This window comes from Escherichia sp. MOD1-EC5950 (genome assembly GCF_002965345.1).
Taxonomy (GTDB): domain Bacteria; phylum Pseudomonadota; class Gammaproteobacteria; order Enterobacterales; family Enterobacteriaceae; genus Escherichia; species Escherichia marmotae.
The window spans coordinates 207048-230873 of the sequence record NZ_PTSR01000001.1 but is presented as its reverse complement, the minus strand read 5'-3'; the positions used below and the strand labels follow the sequence as shown (position 1 = coordinate 230873).

General features: G+C 50.0%; 24 protein-coding genes and 1 other RNA gene. 7 read left to right on the top strand and 18 right to left on the bottom strand.

What is annotated here, in order from left to right; genetic code table 11:
- Nucleotides 1–65: 65 nt before the first annotated feature.
- From recJ to xerD, 3 genes are read right to left on the bottom strand one after another with little or no spacing between them, the layout of a single operon-like run.
- Nucleotides 66–1799, bottom strand: coding sequence for a single-stranded-DNA-specific exonuclease RecJ (gene recJ, locus BEA93_RS01210; protein WP_105224353.1), 1734 nt, complete (start codon nt 1797–1799; stop codon nt 66–68).
- Nucleotides 1800–1804: 5 nt separating this feature from the next.
- Nucleotides 1805–2515 (bottom strand): bifunctional protein-disulfide isomerase/oxidoreductase DsbC, encoded by a 711-nt coding sequence (gene dsbC, locus BEA93_RS01205; RefSeq protein WP_000715232.1) that lies wholly within the window; start codon nt 2513–2515, stop codon nt 1805–1807.
- 24 nt (nt 2516–2539) lie between these two features.
- Complete coding sequence (gene xerD, locus BEA93_RS01200; RefSeq protein WP_000806649.1) at nt 2540–3436, bottom strand: site-specific tyrosine recombinase XerD; 897 nt, start codon at nt 3434–3436, stop codon at nt 2540–2542.
- Nucleotides 3437–3546: 110 nt separating this feature from the next.
- Between xerD and fldB the strand changes: the two genes are divergently transcribed.
- Entirely contained in the window at nt 3547–4068 is a 522-nt protein-coding gene (gene fldB / locus BEA93_RS01195) for a flavodoxin FldB (RefSeq protein ID WP_001055874.1), read from the top strand.
- A 33-nt stretch (nt 4069–4101) separates the two neighbouring features.
- On the opposite strand, the gene BEA93_RS01190 is transcribed toward fldB, so the two are convergent.
- The gene (locus tag BEA93_RS01190; RefSeq protein ID WP_000244789.1) at nt 4102–4506 is read right to left on the bottom strand and encodes a protein YgfX; all 405 of its coding nucleotides are present in this window, start codon (nt 4504–4506) and stop codon (nt 4102–4104) included.
- Nucleotides 4487–4753, bottom strand: a complete 267-nt coding sequence (sdhE, locus tag BEA93_RS01185; RefSeq protein WP_000354045.1) for an FAD assembly factor SdhE — start codon at nt 4751–4753, stop codon at nt 4487–4489. Before sdhE ends, BEA93_RS01190 begins: the two co-directional genes overlap by 20 nt.
- Before the next feature lie 252 nt (nt 4754–5005).
- Here sdhE and ygfZ point away from each other — a divergent pair, with 252 nt between their 5' ends.
- Nucleotides 5006–5986 (top strand): tRNA-modifying protein YgfZ, encoded by a 981-nt coding sequence (ygfZ, locus tag BEA93_RS01175; RefSeq protein ID WP_000886070.1) that lies wholly within the window; start codon nt 5006–5008, stop codon nt 5984–5986.
- 146 nt (nt 5987–6132) lie between these two features.
- On the opposite strand, the gene trhA is transcribed toward ygfZ, so the two are convergent.
- Nucleotides 6133–6792, bottom strand: a complete 660-nt coding sequence (trhA, locus tag BEA93_RS01170) for a PAQR family membrane homeostasis protein TrhA (RefSeq protein ID WP_001517030.1) — start codon at nt 6790–6792, stop codon at nt 6133–6135.
- A gap of 162 nt (nt 6793–6954) precedes the next feature.
- Nucleotides 6955–7266, bottom strand: coding sequence for a N(4)-acetylcytidine aminohydrolase (gene yqfB / locus BEA93_RS01165; protein ID WP_001182960.1), 312 nt, complete (start codon nt 7264–7266; stop codon nt 6955–6957).
- Nucleotides 7267–7310: 44 nt separating this feature from the next.
- Here yqfB and bglA point away from each other — a divergent pair, with 44 nt between their 5' ends.
- Nucleotides 7311–8744: a 6-phospho-beta-glucosidase BglA gene (bglA, locus tag BEA93_RS01160; RefSeq protein ID WP_016262505.1), complete on the top strand. Its 1434-nt coding sequence runs from the start codon at nt 7311–7313 to the stop codon at nt 8742–8744.
- Between the two features lie 163 nt (nt 8745–8907).
- Here bglA and gcvP read toward each other — a convergent pair whose 3' ends face one another.
- The 3 genes from gcvP to gcvT form a co-directional block, all read right to left on the bottom strand.
- Nucleotides 8908–11781: an aminomethyl-transferring glycine dehydrogenase gene (gene gcvP / locus BEA93_RS01155; RefSeq protein ID WP_085449217.1), complete on the bottom strand. Its 2874-nt coding sequence runs from the start codon at nt 11779–11781 to the stop codon at nt 8908–8910.
- A gap of 118 nt (nt 11782–11899) precedes the next feature.
- Nucleotides 11900–12289, bottom strand: a complete 390-nt coding sequence (gcvH, locus tag BEA93_RS01150; protein ID WP_000073211.1) for a glycine cleavage system protein GcvH — start codon at nt 12287–12289, stop codon at nt 11900–11902.
- 23 nt (nt 12290–12312) lie between these two features.
- Nucleotides 12313–13407: a glycine cleavage system aminomethyltransferase GcvT gene (gene gcvT, locus BEA93_RS01145; RefSeq protein WP_105224354.1), complete on the bottom strand. Its 1095-nt coding sequence runs from the start codon at nt 13405–13407 to the stop codon at nt 12313–12315.
- 290 nt (nt 13408–13697) lie between these two features.
- On the opposite strand from gcvT, the gene BEA93_RS24945 reads away from it, so the two are divergent.
- Entirely contained in the window at nt 13698–13781 is an 84-nt protein-coding gene (locus tag BEA93_RS24945; RefSeq protein WP_122983120.1) for a hypothetical protein, read from the top strand.
- A 73-nt stretch (nt 13782–13854) separates the two neighbouring features.
- Here BEA93_RS24945 and ubiI read toward each other — a convergent pair whose 3' ends face one another.
- Genes ubiI through ygfB form a run of 4 tightly spaced genes read right to left on the bottom strand, consistent with a single transcriptional unit; the run spans nt 13855 to nt 18184 of the window.
- Nucleotides 13855–15057, bottom strand: coding sequence for an FAD-dependent 2-octaprenylphenol hydroxylase (gene ubiI, locus BEA93_RS01140; protein ID WP_016249166.1), 1203 nt, complete (start codon nt 15055–15057; stop codon nt 13855–13857).
- A 22-nt stretch (nt 15058–15079) separates the two neighbouring features.
- The gene (gene ubiH, locus BEA93_RS01135) at nt 15080–16258 is read right to left on the bottom strand and encodes a 2-octaprenyl-6-methoxyphenyl hydroxylase (RefSeq protein ID WP_016262508.1); all 1179 of its coding nucleotides are present in this window, start codon (nt 16256–16258) and stop codon (nt 15080–15082) included.
- Nucleotides 16255–17580 carry a Xaa-Pro aminopeptidase gene (gene pepP / locus BEA93_RS01130; protein WP_001290085.1) on the bottom strand — a complete coding sequence of 442 codons (1326 nt, stop codon included), beginning with the start codon at nt 17578–17580 and terminating at the stop codon, nt 16255–16257. Before pepP ends, ubiH begins: the two co-directional genes overlap by 4 nt.
- 25 nt (nt 17581–17605) lie before the next feature.
- A complete protein-coding gene (gene ygfB, locus BEA93_RS01125; protein ID WP_001517036.1) occupies nt 17606–18184 on the bottom strand; it encodes a UPF0149 family protein YgfB in 579 nt (192 codons plus the stop codon).
- Between the two features lie 167 nt (nt 18185–18351).
- Between ygfB and zapA the strand changes: the two genes are divergently transcribed.
- From zapA to BEA93_RS01105, 3 genes are all read left to right on the top strand, one after another.
- On the top strand, nt 18352–18681 hold the full coding sequence (zapA, locus tag BEA93_RS01115) for a cell division protein ZapA (protein WP_001276008.1): 330 nt from the start codon (nt 18352–18354) through the stop codon (nt 18679–18681).
- A gap of 41 nt (nt 18682–18722) precedes the next feature.
- Nucleotides 18723–18906: non-coding RNA, 6S RNA (ssrS, locus tag BEA93_RS01110), on the top strand.
- 20 nt (nt 18907–18926) lie between these two features.
- Nucleotides 18927–19529 carry a 5-formyltetrahydrofolate cyclo-ligase gene (locus BEA93_RS01105; protein WP_105224355.1) on the top strand — a complete coding sequence of 201 codons (603 nt, stop codon included), beginning with the start codon at nt 18927–18929 and terminating at the stop codon, nt 19527–19529.
- 24 nt (nt 19530–19553) lie between these two features.
- On the opposite strand, the gene fucO is transcribed toward BEA93_RS01105, so the two are convergent.
- From fucO to BEA93_RS01085, 4 genes are read right to left on the bottom strand one after another with little or no spacing between them, the layout of a single operon-like run.
- Complete coding sequence (fucO, locus tag BEA93_RS01100; RefSeq protein WP_000184888.1) at nt 19554–20705, bottom strand: lactaldehyde reductase; 1152 nt, start codon at nt 20703–20705, stop codon at nt 19554–19556.
- A gap of 56 nt (nt 20706–20761) precedes the next feature.
- Entirely contained in the window at nt 20762–21028 is a 267-nt protein-coding gene (locus tag BEA93_RS01095) for an HPr family phosphocarrier protein (protein WP_016249169.1), read from the bottom strand.
- A 33-nt stretch (nt 21029–21061) separates the two neighbouring features.
- On the bottom strand, nt 21062–21715 hold the full coding sequence (locus tag BEA93_RS01090) for a class II aldolase/adducin family protein (protein ID WP_105224356.1): 654 nt from the start codon (nt 21713–21715) through the stop codon (nt 21062–21064).
- Between the two features lie 20 nt (nt 21716–21735).
- Nucleotides 21736–23793 carry a BglG family transcription antiterminator gene (locus BEA93_RS01085; RefSeq protein ID WP_105224357.1) on the bottom strand — a complete coding sequence of 686 codons (2058 nt, stop codon included), beginning with the start codon at nt 23791–23793 and terminating at the stop codon, nt 21736–21738.
- Nucleotides 23794–23826 lie beyond the last annotated feature (33 nt).

Here is a 23826-nt window from a genome sequence, read left to right as displayed (position 1 = left end):
TCAAAATGCGGTGATAAGAGCGGGATTGTACCCAATCCACACTCTTTTTTATAGAGAAGATGACGCTAAATTGGCCAGATATTGTCGATGATAATCTGTAGATTGCTGTTGCCGCGAAACTCGTTGATATCCAGTTTGTAAGCCAGTTGCACTTCGCGCACGCCGTTATCTGGCCAAAGAGCCGTATCAACGTTAAACGCAATACCATCCAGTAGCGGGCCGCCGCCGACCGGTTCAACCATAACCTTCAGATGGCGCTCCCCCACCAGGCGCTGTTGCAGCAGGCGGAAATGGCCGTCAAACAGCGGTTCCGGGAACATCTGCCCCCACGGACCGGCATCACGCAGCAGTTGCGCGACTTCCATTGTCATCTCCGCTGCACTTAACGGGCCGTCTGACACAACTTCGCCTTGCAATAAAGAAGGATCAAGCCACTCGGTAACCAGCTCGCCAAAGCGTTGCTGAAAGAGTTCAAATTTATCCTCTTCCAGCGACAATCCTGCCGCCATCGCATGACCGCCAAACTTGAGCATCATGCCAGGGTAGAGCGTGTCTAACCGCTCCAGCGCATCGCGCATATGCAGTCCCTGAATGGAGCGACCGGAACCTTTCAGCGTACCATCACCTGCAGGCGCAAAGGCGATAACCGGACGATGAAAACGCTCTTTGATGCGCGAAGCCAGAATACCAACGACGCCCTGATGCCATTCAGGGTGATACATTGCCAGCCCGCCGGGCAGTGTATCGCGACTACGCTCCAGTTGCTCACACAGGGTCAATGCTTCGACCTGCATTCCCTGTTCGATCTCTTTACGTGTCTGGTTTAACGCATCAAGCTCATTGGCCAGAACGCGCGCTTCACCGATGTTGTCGCAAAGCAGCAACGCCACGCCAACGGACATATCATCCAGTCGCCCGGCAGCATTGAGACGCGGCCCCAGCGCAAAACCTAAATCGCTGGCAGCGAGTTTTTGCGGATCGCGATTTGCCACTTCCAGCAGAGCTTTAATCCCCGGTCGGCACTTCCCGGCACGAATACGGCTCATCCCTTGCCAGGTCAGGATGCGGTTATTGGCGTCCAGTGGCACAACATCCGCCACAGTCCCCAGAGCGACCAGATCCAGCAATTCCGCCAAATTGGGGATTGCGATGCCACGCTCATCAAACCATCCCTGATCACGTAAAAAGGTGCGTAACGCCAGCATCAGATAAAAGGCCACACCAACGCCTGCCAGTGATTTTGACGGGAACTCGCAGTCACGCAAATTGGGATTAATAATGGCTTCCGCCGCGGGTAACGTTTCGCCGGGTAAATGGTGATCGGTAACAATAACCGGAATGCCCAGCGAGCGAGCGTGTTCAACACCTGCGTGGGAAGAAATACCGTTATCAACCGTTACAATCAACTGCGCACCACGCGCATAAGCTTGATCGACCACTTCCGGACTTAAACCATAACCGTCTTCAAAACGGTTTGGCACCAGATAGTCGATGTTGTCACAGCCGAGAGAACGCATCGCCAGCACGCTAAGGGCTGTGCTGGTGGCTCCGTCGGCGTCGAAATCCCCGACCACAATAATCCGCGTTCCTTCACGAAAAGCGTTGTAAAGGATCTCAACAGCCTTTTCGACACCGCTCAGTTGCTGCCAGGGCAACATACCTTTAACACTGCGCTCCAGTTCCTGCGCGCTGCGCACGCCCCGACTGGCGTATAAACGGCGCAGCAAGGGGGGCAGGTCAGCGGGCAAGTCTGCCGTTTCGTCGACTTCACGACGACGAAGTTGTATCTGTTGTTTCACGCGAATTATTTACCGCTGGTCATTTTTTGATGTTCGTCGAGGAATGCTTTCATCTCTTTCGGCGGCTGGTAGCCCGGCACCAGAGTACCGTTATTCAGCACAACCGCCGGAGTACCACTAACACCAAGCTGTACGCCAAGTGCGTAATGGTCGGCAATATCGATATCGCAACTTGCCGGAGTAACAGCTTTGCCTGCCATTACGTCATCAAAGGCTTTGTTTTTATCTTTTGCACACCAAATGGCTTTCATTTGTTGCTCCGCCTGGCTTTCCAGCCCCTGACGCGGGAACGCGAGATAACGCACGGTGATCCCCAGCGCGTTGTAGTCAGCCATCTGCTCATGCAGTTTGTGGCAGTAACCGCAGGTAATGTCGGTAAACACGGTGATGACGTGCTTTTCTTGCGGCGCTTTGTAGATAATCATCTCTTTTTCCAGCGCATTCAGTTGCTTTAACAGCATCTGGTTGGTGACGTTGACCGGTGCCACGCCGCTAACATCATACATTGGCCCCTGAATGATGTGTTTACCGTCATCGGTGATATACAGCACGCCGCTGTTAGTTAGCACTGTTTTCATACCAGCAACGGGCGCGGGCTGAATATCGCTGCTTTTGATGCCCATTTTAGCTAACGTTTGTTGTATTGCCGCGTCATCCGCCTGAACAAAGCCAGAAAACGTCGCCAACAAAGTAAACAACATAAAACCTTTCTTCATAAATCATCCTGTTCTTTTCAGCTATCACGCCCGCGGGTGATGCTGTTGATGAAGTTGCCGCAGACGCTCAGTGGCGACATGCGTATAAATTTGAGTCGTGGAGAGATCACTGTGACCCAGCAACATCTGCACCACACGTAAATCCGCACCATGATTTAACAAATGGGTGGCAAAGGCGTGACGCAACACGTGCGGCGATAACTTTTCGCTGTCGATCCCCGCCAGCACAGCATAGTGTTTAATGCGATGCCAGAAAGTCTGCCGCGTCATTTGCTGCGCGCGCTGGCTGGGAAACAGTACATCAATCGACACACCGTTTAACAACCACGGTCGCCCATGTTCCAGATAGGTTTCCAGCCAGTAGACCGCCTCTTCACCTAACGGCACCAGTCGCTCTTTGTTGCCTTTACCTATTACCCGCACCACCCCCTGACGCAAGCTGATATCACTCATCGTCAGACCGACAAGTTCAGAAACGCGCAACCCGGTAGCATACAACACTTCGAGCATCGCTTTGTCACGCAGTTCCAGTGGCTGATCCACCAGCGGTGCCTGCAATAACCTTTCGACCTGCGCTTCACTTAAATCTTTCGGTAAGCGCTGGGGTAATTTCGGTGAAGCAAGATGCGCACTGGGATCGTCTTCACGAAACTTTTCGCGGTAAAGATACTGGAACAATCGGCGCACCGCACTCAATAAACGGGCTGAACTGGTGGCTTTATACCCGCCCTCCAGCCGTTCTGCCAATAATGCCTGTAAGTCACCGCTTTGCGCCGTTGCCAGCGTTAGCCCACGATGATGCAACCACTCCACCATCATTGACAGATCGCGGCGATATGCGTTCAACGTATTTTCTGCCAGATTTTTTTCCAGCCACAGGGCATCAAGAAATTGCTCGATGCGTGCCAAATCTTGTTTCACTTGCGCCCCTTACATTTCTCGTTTGATGCATTATGCCTTATTGTGCCGTGACTAAAACGATTCTGATACACTAGCCGCAAAAGCCACAGCAGAATCGAGAAGCTTACGTTATGAATATGGGTCTTTTTTACGGTTCCAGCACCTGTTACACCGAAATGGCGGCGGAAAAAATCCGCGATATTATCGGTCCAGAACTGGTGACCTTACATAACCTCAAGGACGACTCCCCTAAATTAATGGAGCAATACGATGTGCTCATTCTGGGAATTCCGACCTGGGATTTTGGTGAAATCCAGGAGGATTGGGAGGCCGTCTGGGATCAGCTCGACGACCTGAACCTCGAAGGTAAAATTGTTGCGCTGTATGGGCTGGGCGATCAACTCGGGTATGGCGAGTGGTTCCTCGATGCGCTCGGAATGCTGCATGACAAACTCTCAACCAAAGGCGTGAAGTTCGTCGGTTACTGGCCAACGGAAGGATATGAATTCACCAGCCCGAAACCCGTTATTGCTGACGGACAACTGTTTGTCGGCCTGGCGCTGGATGAAACCAACCAGTATGACCTCAGCGATGAGCGTATTCAGAGCTGGTGCGAGCAAATTCTTAATGAAATGGCGGAACACTACGCCTGATTTCCCTGACGGCTTAGCGTATTTGCTTCGCCGTCATCGTATCTCTTGCTGTAGCAAAATTCGCCGTAAATCACGCCATTCGGCTTCGTCCATGCTGTCTGCTGCCAGCCACAAATGCTGACGTTTGCCGCTATCAGAACGTAAACGTAACATCATGCCGCTTTTAATCATCCACGGCGTTTTGACGATGCTCCATTCCTGTCCTTGCCAACGTAAACGCCCATCCATCAGCAGGCGAATCTCTCCCTGACGGGAATTAATGCGTCGCTGGCTGCGAACGCAATCAAACACCACCAGCGAAAGCAACACCAGCCATAGCGGGGTGTAACTAAGTGGCCATGGCATGAGTAAAATAACTGCGGCAACCAGCCCATGAATCAGCAGGGAAAGCCACTGCGCGCGCCAGGAGACGCGTAATTCAGATTGCCACAGGACCACGATCCCGGTTCCGTGTCTGAATGAGTCTGACCATCATTTCCAGTTCTGCATCGGCAGGTTTACCATGATTCATCAGCCAGTTGAACAGGTCCGGATCGTCGCATTCCAGCAGACGAATAAAGATGCGTTTTTCGTCATCGCTTAAGCTGTCGTACTCATGTTCGAAAAACGGCATGATTGAAATATCGAGTTCACGCATACCGCGGCGGCATGCCCAATGAATGCGGGCTTTGTTGTTAATATCCATTTTCTTCCTGTCTCACGAAAATCCAGTACCAGGATATTGTAACGTGTTTTTCGACTTCTTTTGCGGGAATATCGGTAAACACAATCGCGATCGCGAAATTAATCCACAACAATTCAATGGCTTCATTTTTTTGGAAGTCATCTCGCAAAGCGAATCAGAAGGCACGGATCGCGTAGTGAAAGCACTTGCAATGCCCCATAGCTCTTTTACCATTAGTCATTAATTACGCCGTTTGTAAAACAGGACTCCATTATGGCTTTTACACCTTTTCCTCCCCGTCAGCCCACGGCTTCTGCCCGTTTACCGCTGACGTTGATGACGCTTGATGATTGGGCGCTTGCCACCATTACCGGCGCAGATAGCGAAAAATATATGCAGGGCCAGGTAACGGCAGATGTCAGCCAGATGACCGAAGACCAGCATCTGCTTGCCGCGCACTGCGATGCCAAAGGTAAGATGTGGAGCAATTTACGTCTGTTCCGCGACGGCGACGGTTTTGCCTGGATTGAACGTCGCAGCGTGCGCGACAACCAGCTTACCGAACTGAAAAAATATGCGGTCTTCTCTAAAGTGACTATCGTCCCGGACGATGAACGTGTACTGCTTGGTGTTGCCGGGTTCCAGGCGCGCGCCGCATTAGCGAATCTTTTCAGTGAGCTGCCGACTCAGGAAAAACAGGTAGTCAGAGAAGGCGCGACAACCCTACTTTGGTTTGAACATCCGGCAGAGCGTTTTCTGATCGTCACCGATGAAGCCACCGCCAATATGCTGACCGATAAACTTCGCGGTGAAGCGGAGTTGAACAATAGCCAACAGTGGCTGGCGTTGAATATTGAAGCGGGTTTCCCGGTGATTGACGCGGCCAACAGTGGGCAGTTTATCCCACAAGCGACGAATATTCAGGCGCTGGGTGGGATCAGCTTTAAGAAGGGTTGCTACACCGGACAAGAGATGGTGGCACGAGCTAAATTCCGCGGTGCCAACAAACGTGCACTCTGGTTGCTGGCGGGTAGTGCCAGTCGTGTGCCGGAAGTGGGCGAAGACTTAGAACTGAAAATGGGCGAGAACTGGCGTCGTACCGGAACCGTACTGGCGGCGGTAAAACTGGACGATGGTCATGTCGTGGTTCAGGTAGTCATGAATAACGATATGGAGCCGGACAGCATCTTCCGCGTTCGTGACGATGCGAATACGCTGCATATCGAGCCGCTACCTTATTCGCTGGAAGAGTAAATCTCTGTATCGCTCCTGGCATCTATTGCCTGATGCGGCGCTGACACGTCTTATCAGGCATGGGAGTGGGTATCTGTTTTCACAATGGGCACGCTACCCGTAAGCCGGATAAGGCGTTTTCGCCGTATCCGGCGGTTGTGCGCCAATTACGCCTGCCCAATATACAAATAGATCGCCAGGAAATGGCACACGCTGCCGCCGAGCACAAATCCGTGCCAGATGGCATGGTTGTATGGGATGCGTTTGCAGACGTAGAAAATTACGCCAAGCGAGTAAACCACGCCGCCTACCGCCAGTAAGGTAACGCTGCCCGCCGCGAGCTTCACTGCCATTTCATAAATAACCACCAGCGACAACCAGCCCATAGCCAGATAGGTCACCAGCGATAATATTTTAAATCGGTGCGCGATGGTCAGCTTGAACAGAATCCCCAGCAGCGCCATGCTCCAGATAACAATCATCAGCCCGCGCGCCAGCGGTGAATCCAGCCCCACCAGCAAAAAAGGTGTGTAAGTTCCGGCAATCAACAGATAAATGGCGCAGTGGTCAAATTTCTTCAGCCACATTTTTGCCCGTTGATGGGGAATAGCGTGATACAGCGTCGAGGCCAGAAACAGCAGGATCATACTACCGCCATAGAGGCTATAACTGGTTATCGCCGTGGCGCTGGCGTTGAGATCAACAGCCTGAACCAGTAGTAACACCAGCCCGACAATGCCAAACACCAGTCCGATACCATGACTGACACTATTGGCAATTTCCTCTGCCAGCGAATATCCCTGTTTAGAGAGGGGCTTCTGAACCATAACTTACTCCGGAGAACGTCCACGCGCGTGATTGCAACTCCAGCGTAACTGAGAATAGTTCCAGTGAACACCTGTTAGCTAAAATAAATTCTGATTTGAGAGTAATCTCCGAAAAATCATGAAATTAAATATAAAGTTTCAGCTAACAGGCGTTAGTTCAACTTAAAGGCATTTAAATTCAATTACATAAAACTGCGTCTGACCGGGATAGATGTCAGCAATGACCTTTTTCAGTTCAGCCAGAGTCATATTTTCCTGTTGCGCATGTTTTTCTGTGAGAGTATCCAGCGTCACTGTTGAAGTTGCGGTGACTTCAATAGTGCAAAAATAGCCATCATCTTCAAAGCGCCCGACGCGAAGTACATCGCCCGTTTTAAAGTGCGATTCAGATTCGTCACGGATGGTGATGGTTTTACGCCCAGCCAGAATGTCATCCTGGAAACGTTGAAAAAAAGTGATGTCGTTTGGCTGCATGGTAATATTTCCTGTAAGAATTGACTCATTTGGAGCCTATGATAGTGAAAAAACTCACCTTACCGAAAGATTTCTTATGGGGCGGCGCAGTTGCCGCCCATCAGGTCGAAGGCGGCTGGAACAAAGGCGGCAAAGGGCCAAGCATTTGTGACGTTCTGACCGGCGGCGCACACGGCGTACCGCGCGAAATCACCAAAGAAGTCTTGCCAGGCAAATACTATCCGAACCATGAAGCAGTAGATTTTTATGGTCACTATAAGGAAGACATCAAGCTGTTTGCCGAAATGGGCTTCAAATGTTTTCGTACTTCCATCGCCTGGACGCGCATTTTCCCGAAAGGCGATGAAGCCCAGCCTAATGAAGAAGGGCTGAAGTTTTACGACGCCCTGTTCGATGAACTGCTGAAATACAACATTGAACCGGTGATCACCCTTTCTCACTTTGAAATGCCGCTACATCTGGTGCAGCAATACGGCAGTTGGACCAACCGTAAGGTGGTTGATTTCTTTGTACGTTTTGCTGAAGTGGTGTTTGAACGCTATAAGCACAAAGTCAAATACTGGATGACCTTCAACGAGATTAACAACCAGCGTAACTGGCGCGCACCGCTGTTTGGCTATTGCTGCTCTGGCGTGGTTTATACCGAACATGAAAATCCAGAAGAGACGATGTACCAGGTGCTGCATCATCAGTTTGTTGCCAGCGCCCTGGCGGTGAAAGCGGCACGTCGCATCAACCCGGAGATGAAAGTCGGTTGTATGCTGGCAATGGTGCCACTTTATCCTTACTCCTGTAACCCGGACGATGTGATGTTCGCCCAGGAATCGATGCGCGAACGTTATGTCTTTACCGATGTGCAACTGCGCGGCTATTACCCGTCCTATGTGTTGAACGAGTGGGAGCGTCGCGGATTTAACATCAAAATGGAAGATGGCGATCTGAATGTACTGCACGAAGGTACCTGCGATTATCTCGGCTTCAGCTATTACATGACCAACGCGGTAAAAGCCGAAGGCGGCACCGGTGATGCGATTTCTGGTTTCGAAGGCAGCGTGCCGAACCCATATGTGAAAGCCTCTGACTGGGGCTGGCAGATTGATCCGGTGGGTCTGCGTTACGCGCTCTGCGAACTGTATGAGCGTTATCAGAAGCCTCTATTTATCGTCGAAAACGGTTTTGGCGCTTACGATAAAGTAGAAGAGGACGGCAGCATCAACGATGACTACCGCATTGATTACCTGCGCGCCCACATTGAAGAGATGAAAAAAGCGGTGACTTACGATGGCGTCGATCTGATGGGCTACACGCCGTGGGGCTGCATCGACTGCGTATCATTCACCACCGGGCAGTACAGCAAACGCTACGGTTTTATCTATGTGAATAAGCATGACGACGGTACTGGTGATATGTCGCGTTCACGTAAGAAGAGCTTTAACTGGTACAAAGAGGTGATCGCCAGCAACGGCGAGAAACTTTAATTAGCCGATGTGCCTGATGCGCCCCGCTCATCAGGCCTGGAGCTCCTGTCATATATTGAACTCCAGGATTTTGTATTTACGCTTCATCCGACACACAAAGCGCACCTTATTAACAAACTAAAAAGGCGCCGAAGCGCCTTTAGAAGATAGTCAAATCAGTTAATTACTGGTATTCGCTAATCGGTACGCAGGAACAGAACAGGTTACGGTCACCGTAAACATCGTCCAGACGTTTCACCGTCGGCCAGTATTTGTCTGCCACGCCTGCCGGGAACACCGCAATTTCACGGCTGTACGGATGCCCCCACTCAGCAACCAGTTCGTTCTGAATGTGCGGCGCGTTTACCAACGGGTTATCTTCCAGCGGCCAGACTCCGGCTTTCACCTGGTCAATTTCCGCACGGATAGCCAGCATCGCGTCAATAAAGCGATCCAGTTCCACTTTGCTTTCGGATTCAGTCGGTTCCACCATCAGCGTCCCCGCAACCGGGAATGACATTGTCGGCGCGTGGAAACCGTAGTCGATCAGACGTTTGGCTATATCCAGCTCGCTGATGCCGGTTTCTTCTTTCAGCGGACGAATATCGAGAATACATTCGTGCGCCACGCGACCATCGCGACCGGTATACAGCACCGGGAAGGCATCCTGCAGGCGGCTGGCAATATAGTTGGCGTTAAGAATTGCTACCTGGCTTGCTTTTTTAAGCCCTTCTGCGCCCATCATGCGAATGTACATCCAACTGATTGGCAGAATGGATGCACTACCGAACGGTGCCGCAGAAACCGCGCCCTGACGGGTTAACATGCCTTCGATTTGTACCACGCTATGACCCGGCACAAACGGTGCCAGATGCGATTTCACGCCGATCGGCCCCATACCCGGGCCGCCACCGCCGTGCGGAATACAGAAAGTTTTATGCAGGTTGAGGTGCGAAACGTCCGCACCAATAAAGCCCGGTGAAGTGATGCCGACCTGGGCGTTCATGTTTGCGCCATCAAGGTAAACCTGACCGCCAAACTGATGCACGATTTCACACACTTCACGGATTGTTTCTTCGTACACACCGTGGGTGGATGGATAAGTCACCATGATGCAGGAGAGATTATCGCCAGCCTGTTCCGCTTTCGCGCGCAGGTCAGTCAAATCGATATTGCCGTTTTTATCACATGCCACGACCACCACCTGCATTCCCGCCATATGCGCAGAAGCTGGGTTAGTCCCGTGGGCAGATGCCGGGATCAGGCAGATATCACGATGCCCTTCGTTGCGGCTTTCATGGTAATGACGAATCGCCAGCAGGCCCGCGTATTCACCCTGAGCACCGGAGTTCGGCTGCATACAGACGGTGTCATAACCAGTCAGTTTGACCAGCCAGTCAGCCAGTTGCGCAATCATCTGCTGATAACCTTCGGCCTGCTCCGGTGGGCAGAACGGGTGCAGTTCAGCAAACTCCGGCCAGGTGATCGGGATCATCTCGGCGGCGGCGTTCAGTTTCATGGTGCAGGAACCCAGCGGGATCATCGCCTGATTCAGCGCCAGATCTTTACGCTCCAGCGAATGCATATAGCGCATCATTTCGGTTTCGCTGTGGTAGCGATTAAATACCGGGTGCGTCAGGATTTCATCGTCGCGCAACATTACAGGCTGGATAGAGCGGCTGTCGTGAGCCACGTCTTTGTCCAGCGTGTCGATATCCAGCCCGTGATTATCACCCAGCAGCACGCTGAAAAGCTGCATCACGTTTTCACGCGTCGTGGTTTCATCAAGGGTGATCCCCACGGCGTTCAGAATGTCGCTACGCAGGTTGATTTCAGCCGCTTCGGCACGCGCCAGCACGCCTGCTTTGTCAGCTACGTCTACACACAACGTGTCGAAATAGTACGCATGGCGCAGCTTCAGACCTTTTTGTTGCAGGCCAGCAGCCAGAATATCGGTCAGACGATGAATGCGGTTAGCGATGCGTTTCAGGCCAACCGGACCGTGATAAACGGCATACAGGCTGGCGATGTTTGCCAGCAGTACCTGGGAAGTACAAATGTTGGAGTTCGCTTTCTCGCGGCGAATATGTTGTTCGCGAGTCTGCATCGCCATTCGCAGCGCGGTATTGCCTGCGGCATCTTTCGATACACCAATAATACGGCCCGGCATAGAACGTTTATATTCATCTTTCGCCGCAAAGAAGGCCGCGTGCGGGCCACCGTAGCCCATCGGCACACCGAAGCGTTGCGCCGAACCAAAGACAATATCCGCGCCCTGTTTTCCCGGTGCAGTAAGCAGCACCAGTGCCATAATGTCAGCGGCAACACTGACCACAATTTTGCGTGATTTCAGTTCGCTGATAAGCGTTGTGTAATCGTGGATTTCACCGGTAGTGCCAACCTGCTGTAACAGCACGCCGAACACTTCCTGATGATCGAGCACTTTTTGCGCGTCATCGACAATCACTTCAAAACCAAAGGTTTCTGCACGGGTGCGAACCACATCCAGCGTTTGCGGATGAACGTCAGAAGCAACGAAGAAGCGATTGGCATTTTTCAGTTTGCTGACGCGTTTAGCCATCGCCATTGCTTCAGCGGCTGCGGTAGCTTCGTCCAGCAGAGACGCCGAAGCCATATCCAGCCCGGTCAGATCCAACGTTACCTGCTGGAAGTTGAGCAGGGCTTCGAGGCGGCCCTGGGAGACTTCAGGCTGATACGGGGTATACGCGGTATACCAGCCCGGATTTTCCAGCATGTTGCGCAGAATAACCGGCGGCAACTGCACGGCGGTGTAACCCATGCCGATGTAAGACGTGAAGCGTTTATTGCGACTGGCAATAGCCTTGAGTTCCGCCAGCGCGGCGTATTCGGTCGCCGGTGCGCCAACCTGCGGCGGGGTCGCAAGCTGAATATCTTTCGGCACAATCTGGCCGATCAGCGCGTTTAACGATTGTGCGCCAACGGCATTCAGCATTTCTTGCTGTTGCGCGGCGTCCGGTCCGATATGGCGTTCAATAAAAGCGCCGCTGTTTTCAAGCTGGCTTAACGTCTGTGTCATGAGCGATGGTTCCTGAAACGTGCAGTGAATTGTGAACCTCCCTTCTTGCGAAGAGAGTAAGGGTGAGGCGTAAATTTTCCTCACCCTGCCCCTCTCCCAAAGAAGAGGGATAAAGCCGTTACTCGTCTTCTAACAATGCTTCGTATGCGGTGGCGTCCAGCAGTGATTCCAGTTCGCTTTCATCGCTGGCTTTGATTTTAAAGATCCAGCCGCCAGTGTATGGCTCGCTGTTTACCAGTTCCGGGGAGTCGCTCAGTGCGTCGTTCACCGCTACGATTTCACCACTTACTGGCGCATAAATGTCTGACGCCGCTTTTACTGATTCGGCAACCGCGCAGTCATCGCCCGCGCTTACCGTTGCGCCCACTTCCGGCAGGTCAACAAACACCATATCGCCTAACAGTTCCTGAGCATGCTCGGTGATGCCAACGGTGTAAGTGCCGTCAGCTTCTTTACGCAGCCATTCGTGTTCTTTGCTGTATTTCAGTTCTGCTGGTACGTTGCTCATCAATCAATCTCCAAAAAAGTAAATCACGCGACGGCTTTGCCGTTACGCACAAAAACAGGTTTAGTCACTTTTACCGGCATTTCACGGTTGCGAATTTGCACAATCGCCGTTTCGCCAATGCCTTCCGGCACACGCGCCAGCGCAATGCTGTAACCCAGCGTTGGGGAGAAAGTCCCGCTGGTAATAATGCCTTCATGCTGATTACCCTGCGCGTCGGAAAAACGCACCGGCAGTTCATTACGCAGCACACCTTTTTCGGTCATCACCAGACCAACCAGTTTCTCTGTGCCATGTTCACGCTGCACTTCCAGTGCTTCACGACCGATGAAGTCACGGTCAGTCGGTTCCCAGGCGATGGTCCAGCCCATGTTGGCTGCCAGCGGCGAGATGGTTTCGTCCATCTCCTGACCATAAAGATTCATGCCCGCTTCCAGACGCAGCGTATCACGCGCACCCAGACCGCATGGCTTAACGCCCGCTTCCACCAGCGCACGCCAGAAATCTGCTGCTTTTTCATTTGGCAGCGCAATTTCATAGCCCGCTTCGCCGGTATAACCGGTGGTGGCAATAAACAGATCGCCCGCCTGCACGCCAAAGAACGGCTTCATGCCTTCCACCGCCTGACGCTGGGCGTCATTAAACAGTGTGGCAGCTTTTACCTGAGCATTCGGCCCTTGTACGGCAATCATGGAAAGGTCATCACGAACGGTAATTTCAATGCCGAAGGGTTCAGCGTGTTGGGTTATCCAGGAGAGGTCTTTTTCGCGGGTGGCGGAGTTAACAACGAGGCGGAAGAAATCTTCAGTGAAGTAGTAAACGATCAGGTCATCTATCACTCCGCCAGAGGCATTCAACATCCCGGAGTAGAGCGCTTTGCCACTTTTGGTGAGCTTCGCCACATCGTTCGCCAGCAGATAACGCAGAAACTCCCGGGTGCGGCTGCCGCGGAGATCGACGATGGTCATATGCGACACATCAAACATTCCGGCATCGGTTCGTACCGCATGATGTTCGTCGATTTGCGAACCGTAATGCAGCGGCATCATCCAGCCATGGAAATCCACCATGCGTGCGCCGCAAAGCGTGTGTTGTTCGTACAAAGGAGTCTGTTGTGCCATCTTGTCCTCATTGAATAAGCGGGGCTGACAACTTTTTCACAGTGAAATTATCACCACGAAACCCAGCATCGGAGCCACTCCCGGTCCCCAACGCAATCGTTCTCTTTTCTCTGAACTTACCACCGAAATAGACGGTTAACCATAAGGTAAAATTGATCATCACATTAGCTTATGGTTAAAAAACGCAAAAATCTCAACAGAATAAAAAACCAAAAATTGATTTTATTTTTATATAAATACAATGTATTAAGAAATTGAATTTGGATAAAGCAATATTAAGAACTGAAAATATGTCAAAAATCACTAAATCAAAAAATCGTAACATTAGAAAATATAATGCGAAATTGAAGGTGAAATTAGTTTATTTCAAATGAGGAAAATCTCCCGACAGAAAAACCGGGAGATTAAAGTGTGATGGGTATCAAATAAACAACAGAGGAGAAATTTTTAACGCAACCATTCAGGCAAATCATTTAACCCCATTGCCTGACGAATAAGCTGCGGCTTAACGCCAGGCAGCGTGTCGGCCAGTTTCAAACCAATATCGCGCAGCAGTTTTTTCGCCGGATTAGCTCCGGAAAAGAGATCGCGGAATCCCTGCATACTTGCCAGCATCAGCGCCGCACTGTGCTTGCGGCTGCGTTCATAGCGACGCAAGTAAATGTACTGCCCGATGTCTTTGCCCTGACGGTGCAGACGTTTCAGTTCGGCAATCAGCTCTGCGGCATCCATAAAGCCGAGATTCACCCCCTGCCCCGCCAGCGGGTGAATGGTATGCGCGGCGTCGCCCACCAACGCCAGGCGGTGAGCGGCAAACTGGCGGGCATAACGCCCCGTCAACGGGAACACCTGACGCTCGCTCTCAACCTTGCATAAGCCCAGGCGATTATCAAAAGCGATATTTAATGCGCGATTAAATTCATCTTCGCTCGCCTGCTGCATCCGCTGCGCCTCCTGAGGAGGTAATGACCAGACAATCGAGCAAAGATGCGGATCGCTCAGCGGCAAAAAAGCCAGAATGCCTTCACCGTGGAAAACCTGGCGCGCCACCGCTTCATGTGGTTCTTCAGTACGAATGGTCGCTACCAGCGCGTGATGCTGATAATCCCAGAAAGTCAGCGGGATATCGGCTTTGTTGCGCAACCAGGAATTTGCCCCGTCCGCGCCAATCACCAGACGCGCCGTTAACATGCTGCCGTCTTTCAGCGTCAGGAAGGTTTCGTTTTCCCCCCAGGCGACCTGCTGTAATTCTGCAGGGGCAAACAGGGTGATATCTGACGACTGTTGCGCTTTGTTCCACAGCGCGTAGTGAATCACTGCGTTTTCAACAATATGCCCAAGATGGCTATAGCCCATGCTTTGATCGTCAAAAGAGATGTGACCAAAACTGTCTTTATCCCACACTTCCATACCGTGATAGCAACTGGCTCTACGGGAGAGAATGTCCTGCCAGATGCCAAGACGGGTGAGTAATTTTTCGCTGGCGGCATTGATAGCCGAAACGCGCAGTTGTGGTGGTGCATCCGCCGCCAGAGGTTCCGGTACACGCTGTTCCAGTACGGCGACGCGTAAGCCGCTCCCCTGTAAGCCGCAGGCAACCGCCAGCCCCACCATGCCGCCGCCAACAATGGCTACATCAACACTTTGCATTGTTTATTCCTTAAAACCGCCTTCAACGCGCCACCCAACCGAGGGTGCGCTGCGTCAGCACATCGCGTGCCGGAGTGAATAATTCCATCGCCATCAGCCCGAGGTTGCGCCCGACAACCAGCGGCACCCAACGGTTGGCAAAAAGATGCACCAGACTGTCCGTAACGCCGATAGTCGCTTCGCGATCGCTCTGCCGACGCTGCTGGTAGCGGCACAATACGCCGTAATCACCAATGTCTTCACCACGTTCTTGCGCCTGAGTCAGGGTTTCTGCAAGGCTCATAACATCACGCATACCGAGGTTAAATCCTTGTCCGGCAATCGGATGCAGGGTTTGCGCTGCATTACCCACCAGCACGGTGCGATGGGTAATGGGTTTAGCGGCGCGGGTTAACGCCAGCGGATAAGCACTGCGTTTACCGGCGTGGGTAATTTGCCCCAGACGCCAGCCAAAAGCGGACTGGAGTTCACGGCAAAACGTCTCGTCGCTCCACGCCATGACCTCATCGCCCCGTTCCAGCGGGTGACACCAGACCAGCGAACAACGTCCGCCAGACATCGGCAACATCGCCAGCGGGCCATATTGCGTAAAGCGCTCAAAAGCACGGCCTTCATGCGCAACAGAGGTAGCAACATTAGCAATCACTGCCAGTTGTTCGTAAGGCTCTTGCTGCCAGTCAACGCCGCAGGTGGTCGCTAATGCTGAATGCGTACCATCAGCCGCAACCAGCACACGCCCCGTCAGCGTCTCGCCACTCTCCAGCGTTACGGCAACGTTATCCTGAGTACGAGAAACGTTAGCAACGCGATCCGGACAGTGCAGCGTCACGCCAGGCGCTTTGCGCAACAATGTAAACAGCCGTTGCCCGACATTGTGCAACTCAACAACCTGCCCCAGTGCCGCCAGTTGATAATCTTCTGCGGCGAGGGTGACGAATCCAGCATGACCGCAATCGCTGACATGAACAGTGGTGATGGCGGTTGCGCAATCAGCCAGAGATTGCCAGACGCCGATGCGCGCCAGTTGCTGGCAGGTGCCCGCCGCCAGCGCAATAGCTCGGCCATCAAAGCCAGGATGAACATGTGATTCCGGTGCAGTCGCTTCAATCAGATGTACCGGCAGCGCCCCGTGACTTAACCGGGAAATAGCCAGCGCCAGCGTCGCGCCAGCCATGCCGCCACCGACGATGATTACGCTCATTGCTTTCTCGCGGCCGCCATCAATGCTTCGATTTCTTCCGGCTTTTTCACCACGCTGGCGGTGAGGTTTTCGTTACCGGTTTCAGTAATCACAATATCGTCTTCAATACGAATGCCGATACCGCGATATTGTTCCGGCACATCTGCATCCGGCGCGATATACAGCCCCGGCTCTACGGTCAAAGCCATACCCGGTTCAAGAATGCGCGAGCGATCCTGACCATAAACACCCACATCATGAACATCCAGACCTAACCAGTGGCTAAGGCCATGCATAAAGAAAGGACGATGGGCATTTTGGGCGATCAGTTCATCGACGTCACCTTTCAGGATCCCCAGTTTTACCAGGCCACTAATCATGATACGCACCACTTCACCCGTGACTTCCTGAATGGAGGTTCCCGGACGATACAGGCGCAAACTGGTTTCAAGAGACTCCAGCACAATGTCGTAGATTTCACGCTGTGCCTGAGTGAATTTGCCATTGACCGGGAAGGTGCGGGTAATATCGCCAGCGTAACCTTTATATTCACACCCCGCGTCAATCAACACCAGGTCGCCGTCGCGCAGTTCACACTCGTTTTCGGTGTAATGCAAAATGCAGCCATTTTCACCGCTGCCGACAATGGTGTTGTAGGAAGGATAACGTGCGCCGTGGCGGTTAAATTCGTGGTGAATTTCGCCTTCCAGATGGTACTCAAACATTCCTGGACGGCATTTTTCCATCGCCCGAGTGTGCGCCAGTGCGGTGATTTCACCAGCGCGGCGAAGTACGGCAATCTCTTCTGGCGATTTGAACAGGCGCATTTCATGAACAACAGGGCGCCAGTCGATCATCGTTGCCGGAGCGGTGAGATTTTGCCGCGAGCCTTTACGCAGTTTTTCCAGTGCACTGTTCACTATTTCATCAGCATACGCATATTCGCCCTGGGCATGGTAAACCACATCCAGACCGTTAAGTAGTTGATAAAGTTGCTGATTGATTTCGCTGAATGCCAGTGCGCGGTCAACGCCTAGTTTTTCCGGTGCGGCATCTTGCCCCAGGCGACGGCCAAACCAGATCTCTGCCGTCAGGTCGCGAACGCGGTTAAACAGAACGCTGTGGTTATGAGTGTCATCGCTTTTAATCAGCACCAGCACTGCTTCTGGCTCATTAAAGCCAGTGAAGTACCAGAAGTCGCTGTTTTGACGATAGGGATATTCGCTGTCGGCGCTACGGGTCACTTCTGGCGCTGCGAAAATCAGCGCGGCGCTGGCAGGTTGCATTTGCGCCAGTAAAGCCTGGCGGCGGCGCTGAAATTCTTGCTGAGATATCTCACTCATAACACTCTCCTTACGTTTTTTGTTTTTAGTGTAGAGTCGGCTTTTGTACTTCTGGCGCGGTCGGTTGCGGATGGGTAAAGGTGTCGTGACATAACAGCGCAGCAACACGAACGTATTCAATGATCTCTTCGAGGGACATTTCCAGCTCTTCCTGATCTTCGTCTTCGTCGTAGCCCAGTTGTGCAATGTTACGCAAATCGTCAATAGCTTCACCGGTTTCACCGGTCACTTTGTCGAGCTTCGGTTGTGTGACGCCAAGACCAAGCAGGAAGTGATTTACCCAGCCTGCCAGTGCATCAGCGCGATCGAAAACGCTGACATCATCGCCATCAGGCAGATAAAGCTGAAAAAGGAAGCCGTCATCTTGCAGGGCATCGCTGGTAGCAGAGTGCATTTTACGCAATGCCTGTGCCAGCTCATGACCGAAAGCCATGCCTTCGTTCGTCAGGTCATGAAGCAGCGGTAGCCATGAGCTGTCATCATTGCCACCGCAAAGCATCCCGCTGATTAAACCATGCATTTCAGCAGGGGTCAGACCTGTCCCTTGTTGGTTCAGATACTGGTTCATCTCGTTGTAACCAGGCATTTCGTTCTGTATAGACATAAGCATTCGACATCAAAGGGAGGAAGATTCATGATATGCTATCACTTTGGACCCTGGTGAACCAGAAAAGGGCTTGTCTCATTGCACCAGGGTAGCTATAGTTTCGCCCCTTCGCAGACCAAAGGTCTGAAGGCGAAGGCAGCGCAGTCAATCAGCAGGAAGGTGGCATGTCTGCACAACCCGTCGATATCCAAATTTTTGGCCGTTCACTGCGTGTGAACTGCCCGCCTGACCAAAGGGATGCGTTGAATCAGGCTGCGGACGATCTGAACCAACGGTTGCAAGATCTGAAAGAACGCACTAGAGTCACAAATACAGAACAGTTGGTTTTCATTGCTGCATTGAACATCAGCTATGAGTTAGCGCAAGAAAAAGCGAAGACTCGTGACTACGCGGCAAGTATGGAACAGCGTATTCGGATGCTGCAACAGACCATAGAACAAGCGTTACTTGAACAAGGTCGCATCACCGAAAAAACGAACCAAAACTTTGAATGACACTTTTCGGTTTACTGTGGTAGAGTAAACGTGAAGACAAAATTTCTCTGAGATGTTCGCAAGCGGGCCAGTCCCCTGAGCCGATATTTCATACCACAAGAATGTGGCGCTCCGTGGTTGGTGAGCATGCTCGGTTCGTCCGAGAAGCCTTAAAACTGCGACGACACATTCACCTTGAACCAAGGGTTCAAGGGTTACAGCCTGCGGCGGCATCTCGGAGATTCCCTTCTTATCTGGCACCAGCCATGACACAACTACCAGAACTTCCACTTACATTATCCCGACAAGAAATCCGTAAAATGATTCGGCATCGCCGTCGTGCCTTAACGCCGGAGCAACAATGCGAAATGGGTCAGCAGGCCGCAACCCGGATGATGAACTACCCCCCTGTTGTAATGGCGCATACGGTTGCCGTTTTTCTCTCATTTGATGGCGAACTCGACACCCAACCGCTCATAGAACAGCTCTGGCGTGCCGGTAAGCGCGTATATCTTCCAGTTTTGCATCCCTTTAGTGTCGGTAACTTACTGTTCCTGAATTACCATCCGCAAAGTGAACTGGTGGTGAACAGATTAAAAATCCACGAGCCGAAACTGGACGTGCGCGATGTACTTCCCCTTTCCCAATTAGATGTCCTCATAACGCCGCTGGTAGCCTTTGATAAGTACGGTCAACGCCTGGGAATGGGTGGCGGTTTTTATGATCGGACATTGCAAAACTGGCAGCACTATAAAATGCAACCAGTTGGTTATGCACATGATTGTCAGTTAGTAGAAAAACTTCCTGTCGAAGAGTGGGATATTCCGCTACCTGCGGTGGTTACACCGTCGAAAGTCTGGGAGTGGTGAGGACGACACACTCCCATAGAGTAATTAATACATTTGACGATAAAGCTGCTGGATATCCGTCAAGGTTACAGGCCGAGGATTGCCCCCTGTACAAATGTCAGCCATAGCGGCAGTCGCTAAAGCCATCACATCCTCTTCTTTCATCCCAATTTCGCGTAAGCGTGATGGAATACCGATATCCTGATTAAGTCTTCGAACCGCGTTCACTGCCTCTCTACGCGCTTCGGATAATGGCATGGTATACGCTTGCGGTATATCAAACGCTGCCGCTATATTGCGATATTTCTCCTCGGTAAATTCCGCATTCCACTCCATGATAGACGGTAGCAAAACAGCATTCGCCACGCCATGAGGCGTACCGTAAAATGCACTCAACGGGTGCGCCATGCCGTGCACCAACCCCAACCCAACATTTGAAAAGCCCATCCCGGCAATGTATTGTCCCAGCGCCATATCTTCGCTCGCCTGTGTATCTCCTGCCACGGAAGCTCTTAGCGCATCGGCAATGAGTCCAATCGCTTGTATATGGAACATATCTGTCAACGTCCATGCGCCGAGAGTGGTGTAACCTTCAATCGCATGTGTGAGTGCATCAATCCCGGTTGCCGCTTTTAATGATGGCGGCATAGAAGACATCATGTCTGCATCAATAATTGAAGCCACTGGTACAGAATGTGGATCGTAACAAACAAATTTGCGCCTATTCTCCACATCTGTGATGACATAGTTAATGGTCACTTCTGCCGCAGTCCCCGCTGTAGTTGGAACAGCAATAGTCGGTATCGCAGGGTTCTCTGTGGCTGCGCCCCCTTCCAGAGAACGAACATCGGCAAAACCAGGATTAGCAATAATTATTCCAATTGCTTTAGCCGTATCGATTGAAGAACCGCCCCCTACCGCAATCAAATAATCTGCATTACTGCACTTAAACGCCCTGACGCCAGCTTGTACATTTTCTATTGTTGGATTCGCTTCAACGCCATCGAATACTGTGTAAGTGAGATCGTTGTGCTTTAATAAGTTAGTTATTTTTTCGTTTACACCGCACCGGACAATCTCTGAGTCCGTTACAATAAATGCTTTTGTTAATTTTCGTTTTTTTACTTCATCAAGGATGCGTTTTATCGCCCCATTACCAAAATAGGCAATGGGATTAAGTACGATTCTGTTTGTCACAATGATTTCCTTATTCAACGGATGTTGTGTTATAAATGGATTAATAAATTTTTCGTTTAATCATGACCAAAACCAATAGCAAATAATCTTTTCAACTCCGAAATTGCTTGCTGTTCATCAACACCTTCACAAATCAGTTCAACTTGAGAGTTAGCTTTGATACCTGCCGTTAATAACGCCATCGCACTGTGTGGTTTGATATTTTTTCCCTTATAGTTTAAGGTTGTCACACATTGAAATTGTCTTACAGTTTTCGCTAGTACACTTGCAGGTCGGGCATGAAGCCCCGTTTTGTTTGTCACCCACACTATTTCTTTAATCATAGGCCACCTAATTTCTCTATAGCTAATAGTGGCTCATCTAATAACCTGTGGATACGACCAGCATGCCAGTTCCTCACCACTAAATACTTTCGGTTCCTGCGGACCATTTACCAGTAGTGTGTGATAATAAATTTCAGCCAGTTCTTCCAGGTAGGCGGATTTTAATACAGCATCATAAGACGACACATCAACGGTCATCGCTCCATGGCGACCTAATAAAATAGCATCGGCTTGTTGTAGGGGCTCAATGATACTTAATGCCAGCTCTTGAGTACCAGGTAATGCAAATGGTGCAACGGGTACAATCCCCTGTTGCAGATTTAAAATTGCACATTCATAAATAACCGCGGGGATACTTTTTTCCAGTACTGCAAAAATGGAAGCAAAACGTGAATGCGTATGACAAACAGCGTGAATATCCTGCCGTGTCCGGTAGGCCTGCAGGTGCATCATACATTCACTGGTGGGTCGCAGCCCGGAAAGGTTTTCGACAATTTCTCCCTCTGGAGAAAGGACAACGATATCCCGAACGGTTAATTCATTTTTGTCAACGGTGGTTGGTGTAACACAGATAAGCCCCGTTTCTGGATCCCGGACACTGGTATTCCCGGCTTTGTGCTTACACATCCCCCACTGTTGGGTCGTTTTTGCCATTTCTACAACTTGCTGCTTTAGTATTTCTAACATAATAACGTTCCTTCTGTTGATTACGAGTAGTATTGTAACGCTCGTATGATCACTTCTTTATCTACTGCGTCACGAATAAATTTTGCGCCATTGCATTCTTCAAGATAATTATTTAACTGCGATAAAGCTTTTAAATGCCCCTGCGTATTATGGGTTGCACATGTAATGATAATATCTGCATATATATAATCATTTATCAGAACCGGATGTGGTAATCGATATAATGAAAAGCCAATTTTATTAACGCCTTCATCAACTCCGGCATGAGCAATTATCACCCCTTCCCCTAACATAATATATGGCCGCTCGTTAATAATCTTATTAATAATCGCAGATATATAACATGACTCGATTACACCATTTTTCAGTAATGGTAATGCTGCCTGATGAATAACTTCTTGCCATGTCTTTGGTATATCCATCTCAAGAGTGATAAAATCTTTCTGCAGCAAGCTGCCCAAAGAGGGTAACGGATGGGCTGCCACTAAATTGTTAACGGGTCTTGAATGGCTATAGAGGTAGTCTTCAAGAGCAGTCCGAAGATCCTTTCGTTGTTGGATAGTGCCATACCGTTCAACGATAGCTAAAACATTCTCAACCTGTACAGATTCATTATCCTGATATCCCAATAACGAAAGAGCCTGACCGCGTAGCGTATTTTTTTGTCCATTATCAAAAGGTAAATTAATTAGCAACAAAGGGCGATGGGTCGAAAAAAGGCTGGTGCTAAAAATAACGTCATGCTCTTTAGTATATTTTTCATACTCGCGAAATGACAAGATATCCTGAAAGTAGATTTCAGGCAGCAGCGATTGTAACGTCAAGAAAATCCATGTAGAAACCGTGACATTACCTGAGCTCACCACAACTCCAGACTTTTTCACTTTAACCTTATGCAGCAACCCCTCACGCGTTAACCATCCCCCAAATATTACCGTCAATGAGGCAACTTCCTCTTCCGGTAGTCCTTGCTGCAGCAAACTCTCCAGCGGGCTAATTGAGCGAATGACAAGTTGATGAAGATAGTTAAACTCCTGAGCAATTAATTCATAAACTCCAGAATCATAAGTAAAATTATAAATAATGCGATAATAAGCTGGCTTCCAGTGTTGATAGATTTTGTTAATCAACTCATCCTTGTCACGAAAGGCAATACAGCATAATTTCTCAAAATTATTAACAACAGCAACTATCCCTTCTAACAATAATGGCTCAAGATTAAAATAACGATCTGAAATTGTCTGAATATTTGCACTACGAATTATCGCCGTTAAAAATGATTGTTCAGAAACCTGGTTAATACCTACTTTATTTAAAATCTTACCTATAATTAAAAACTCACGAGTCCGGTAGACCTCATGGAGATGTTCTGGCAAAGCATGTAGAATTTTCCCGGCACTAATTCGTAGCATGACCAGACTCATGTATAAAGTCAGTTGCTGGATTTTCTCATCGGTCAGAAATATTTTAAACTCATGTTCAATTAAGGTCAGTGCATCAGCAAACACTCTCCGGTGCAGTTCAACATTTTTAGTAATTTCTACAGTGAAATCCTCAAAAAATGGTCTGGAAAGACAATAAGTCACAACCTCCAGTAATAAGTATCTTTTTTGGATTTCACTGCCCTCAATAAAATAGCCCTGCCTCCTTTCATAAACGATCAGAACTTCGTAGCGATCAGTTATTGAATTAATTTTCTTAATATCATTAAGAATAGTATTCTGGCTTACACGTAATGTTTGAGTAAAGTGAAAAAGTTTAATTCTCTCATTACGACACAATAATAAAAACAGTATAATATAATGTCGCTCTTTTTCGCTATAGACATAACGCTCGTTAAGCTGATATTCAATATCGCTGTAAAAAAGTGCTAATACATTAGCATCAACACTGAAACCACCGCTGCGTTGACGGGAAATTGGCAAAAGTTCTTTCGTCGCCAGATAGTCATTTATTTTAAGCAATGTATAACTGAGTTGTTTCCTGGTTAATACAAATTTCTTACACAACTCTCCACTGGTAATAAGAGGTTCACGTACTATGGCATTCAGCACTGCATAAATACGGTTATCAATCATAGTAACAACCTCTTTATTATAAGTATTGCGGGT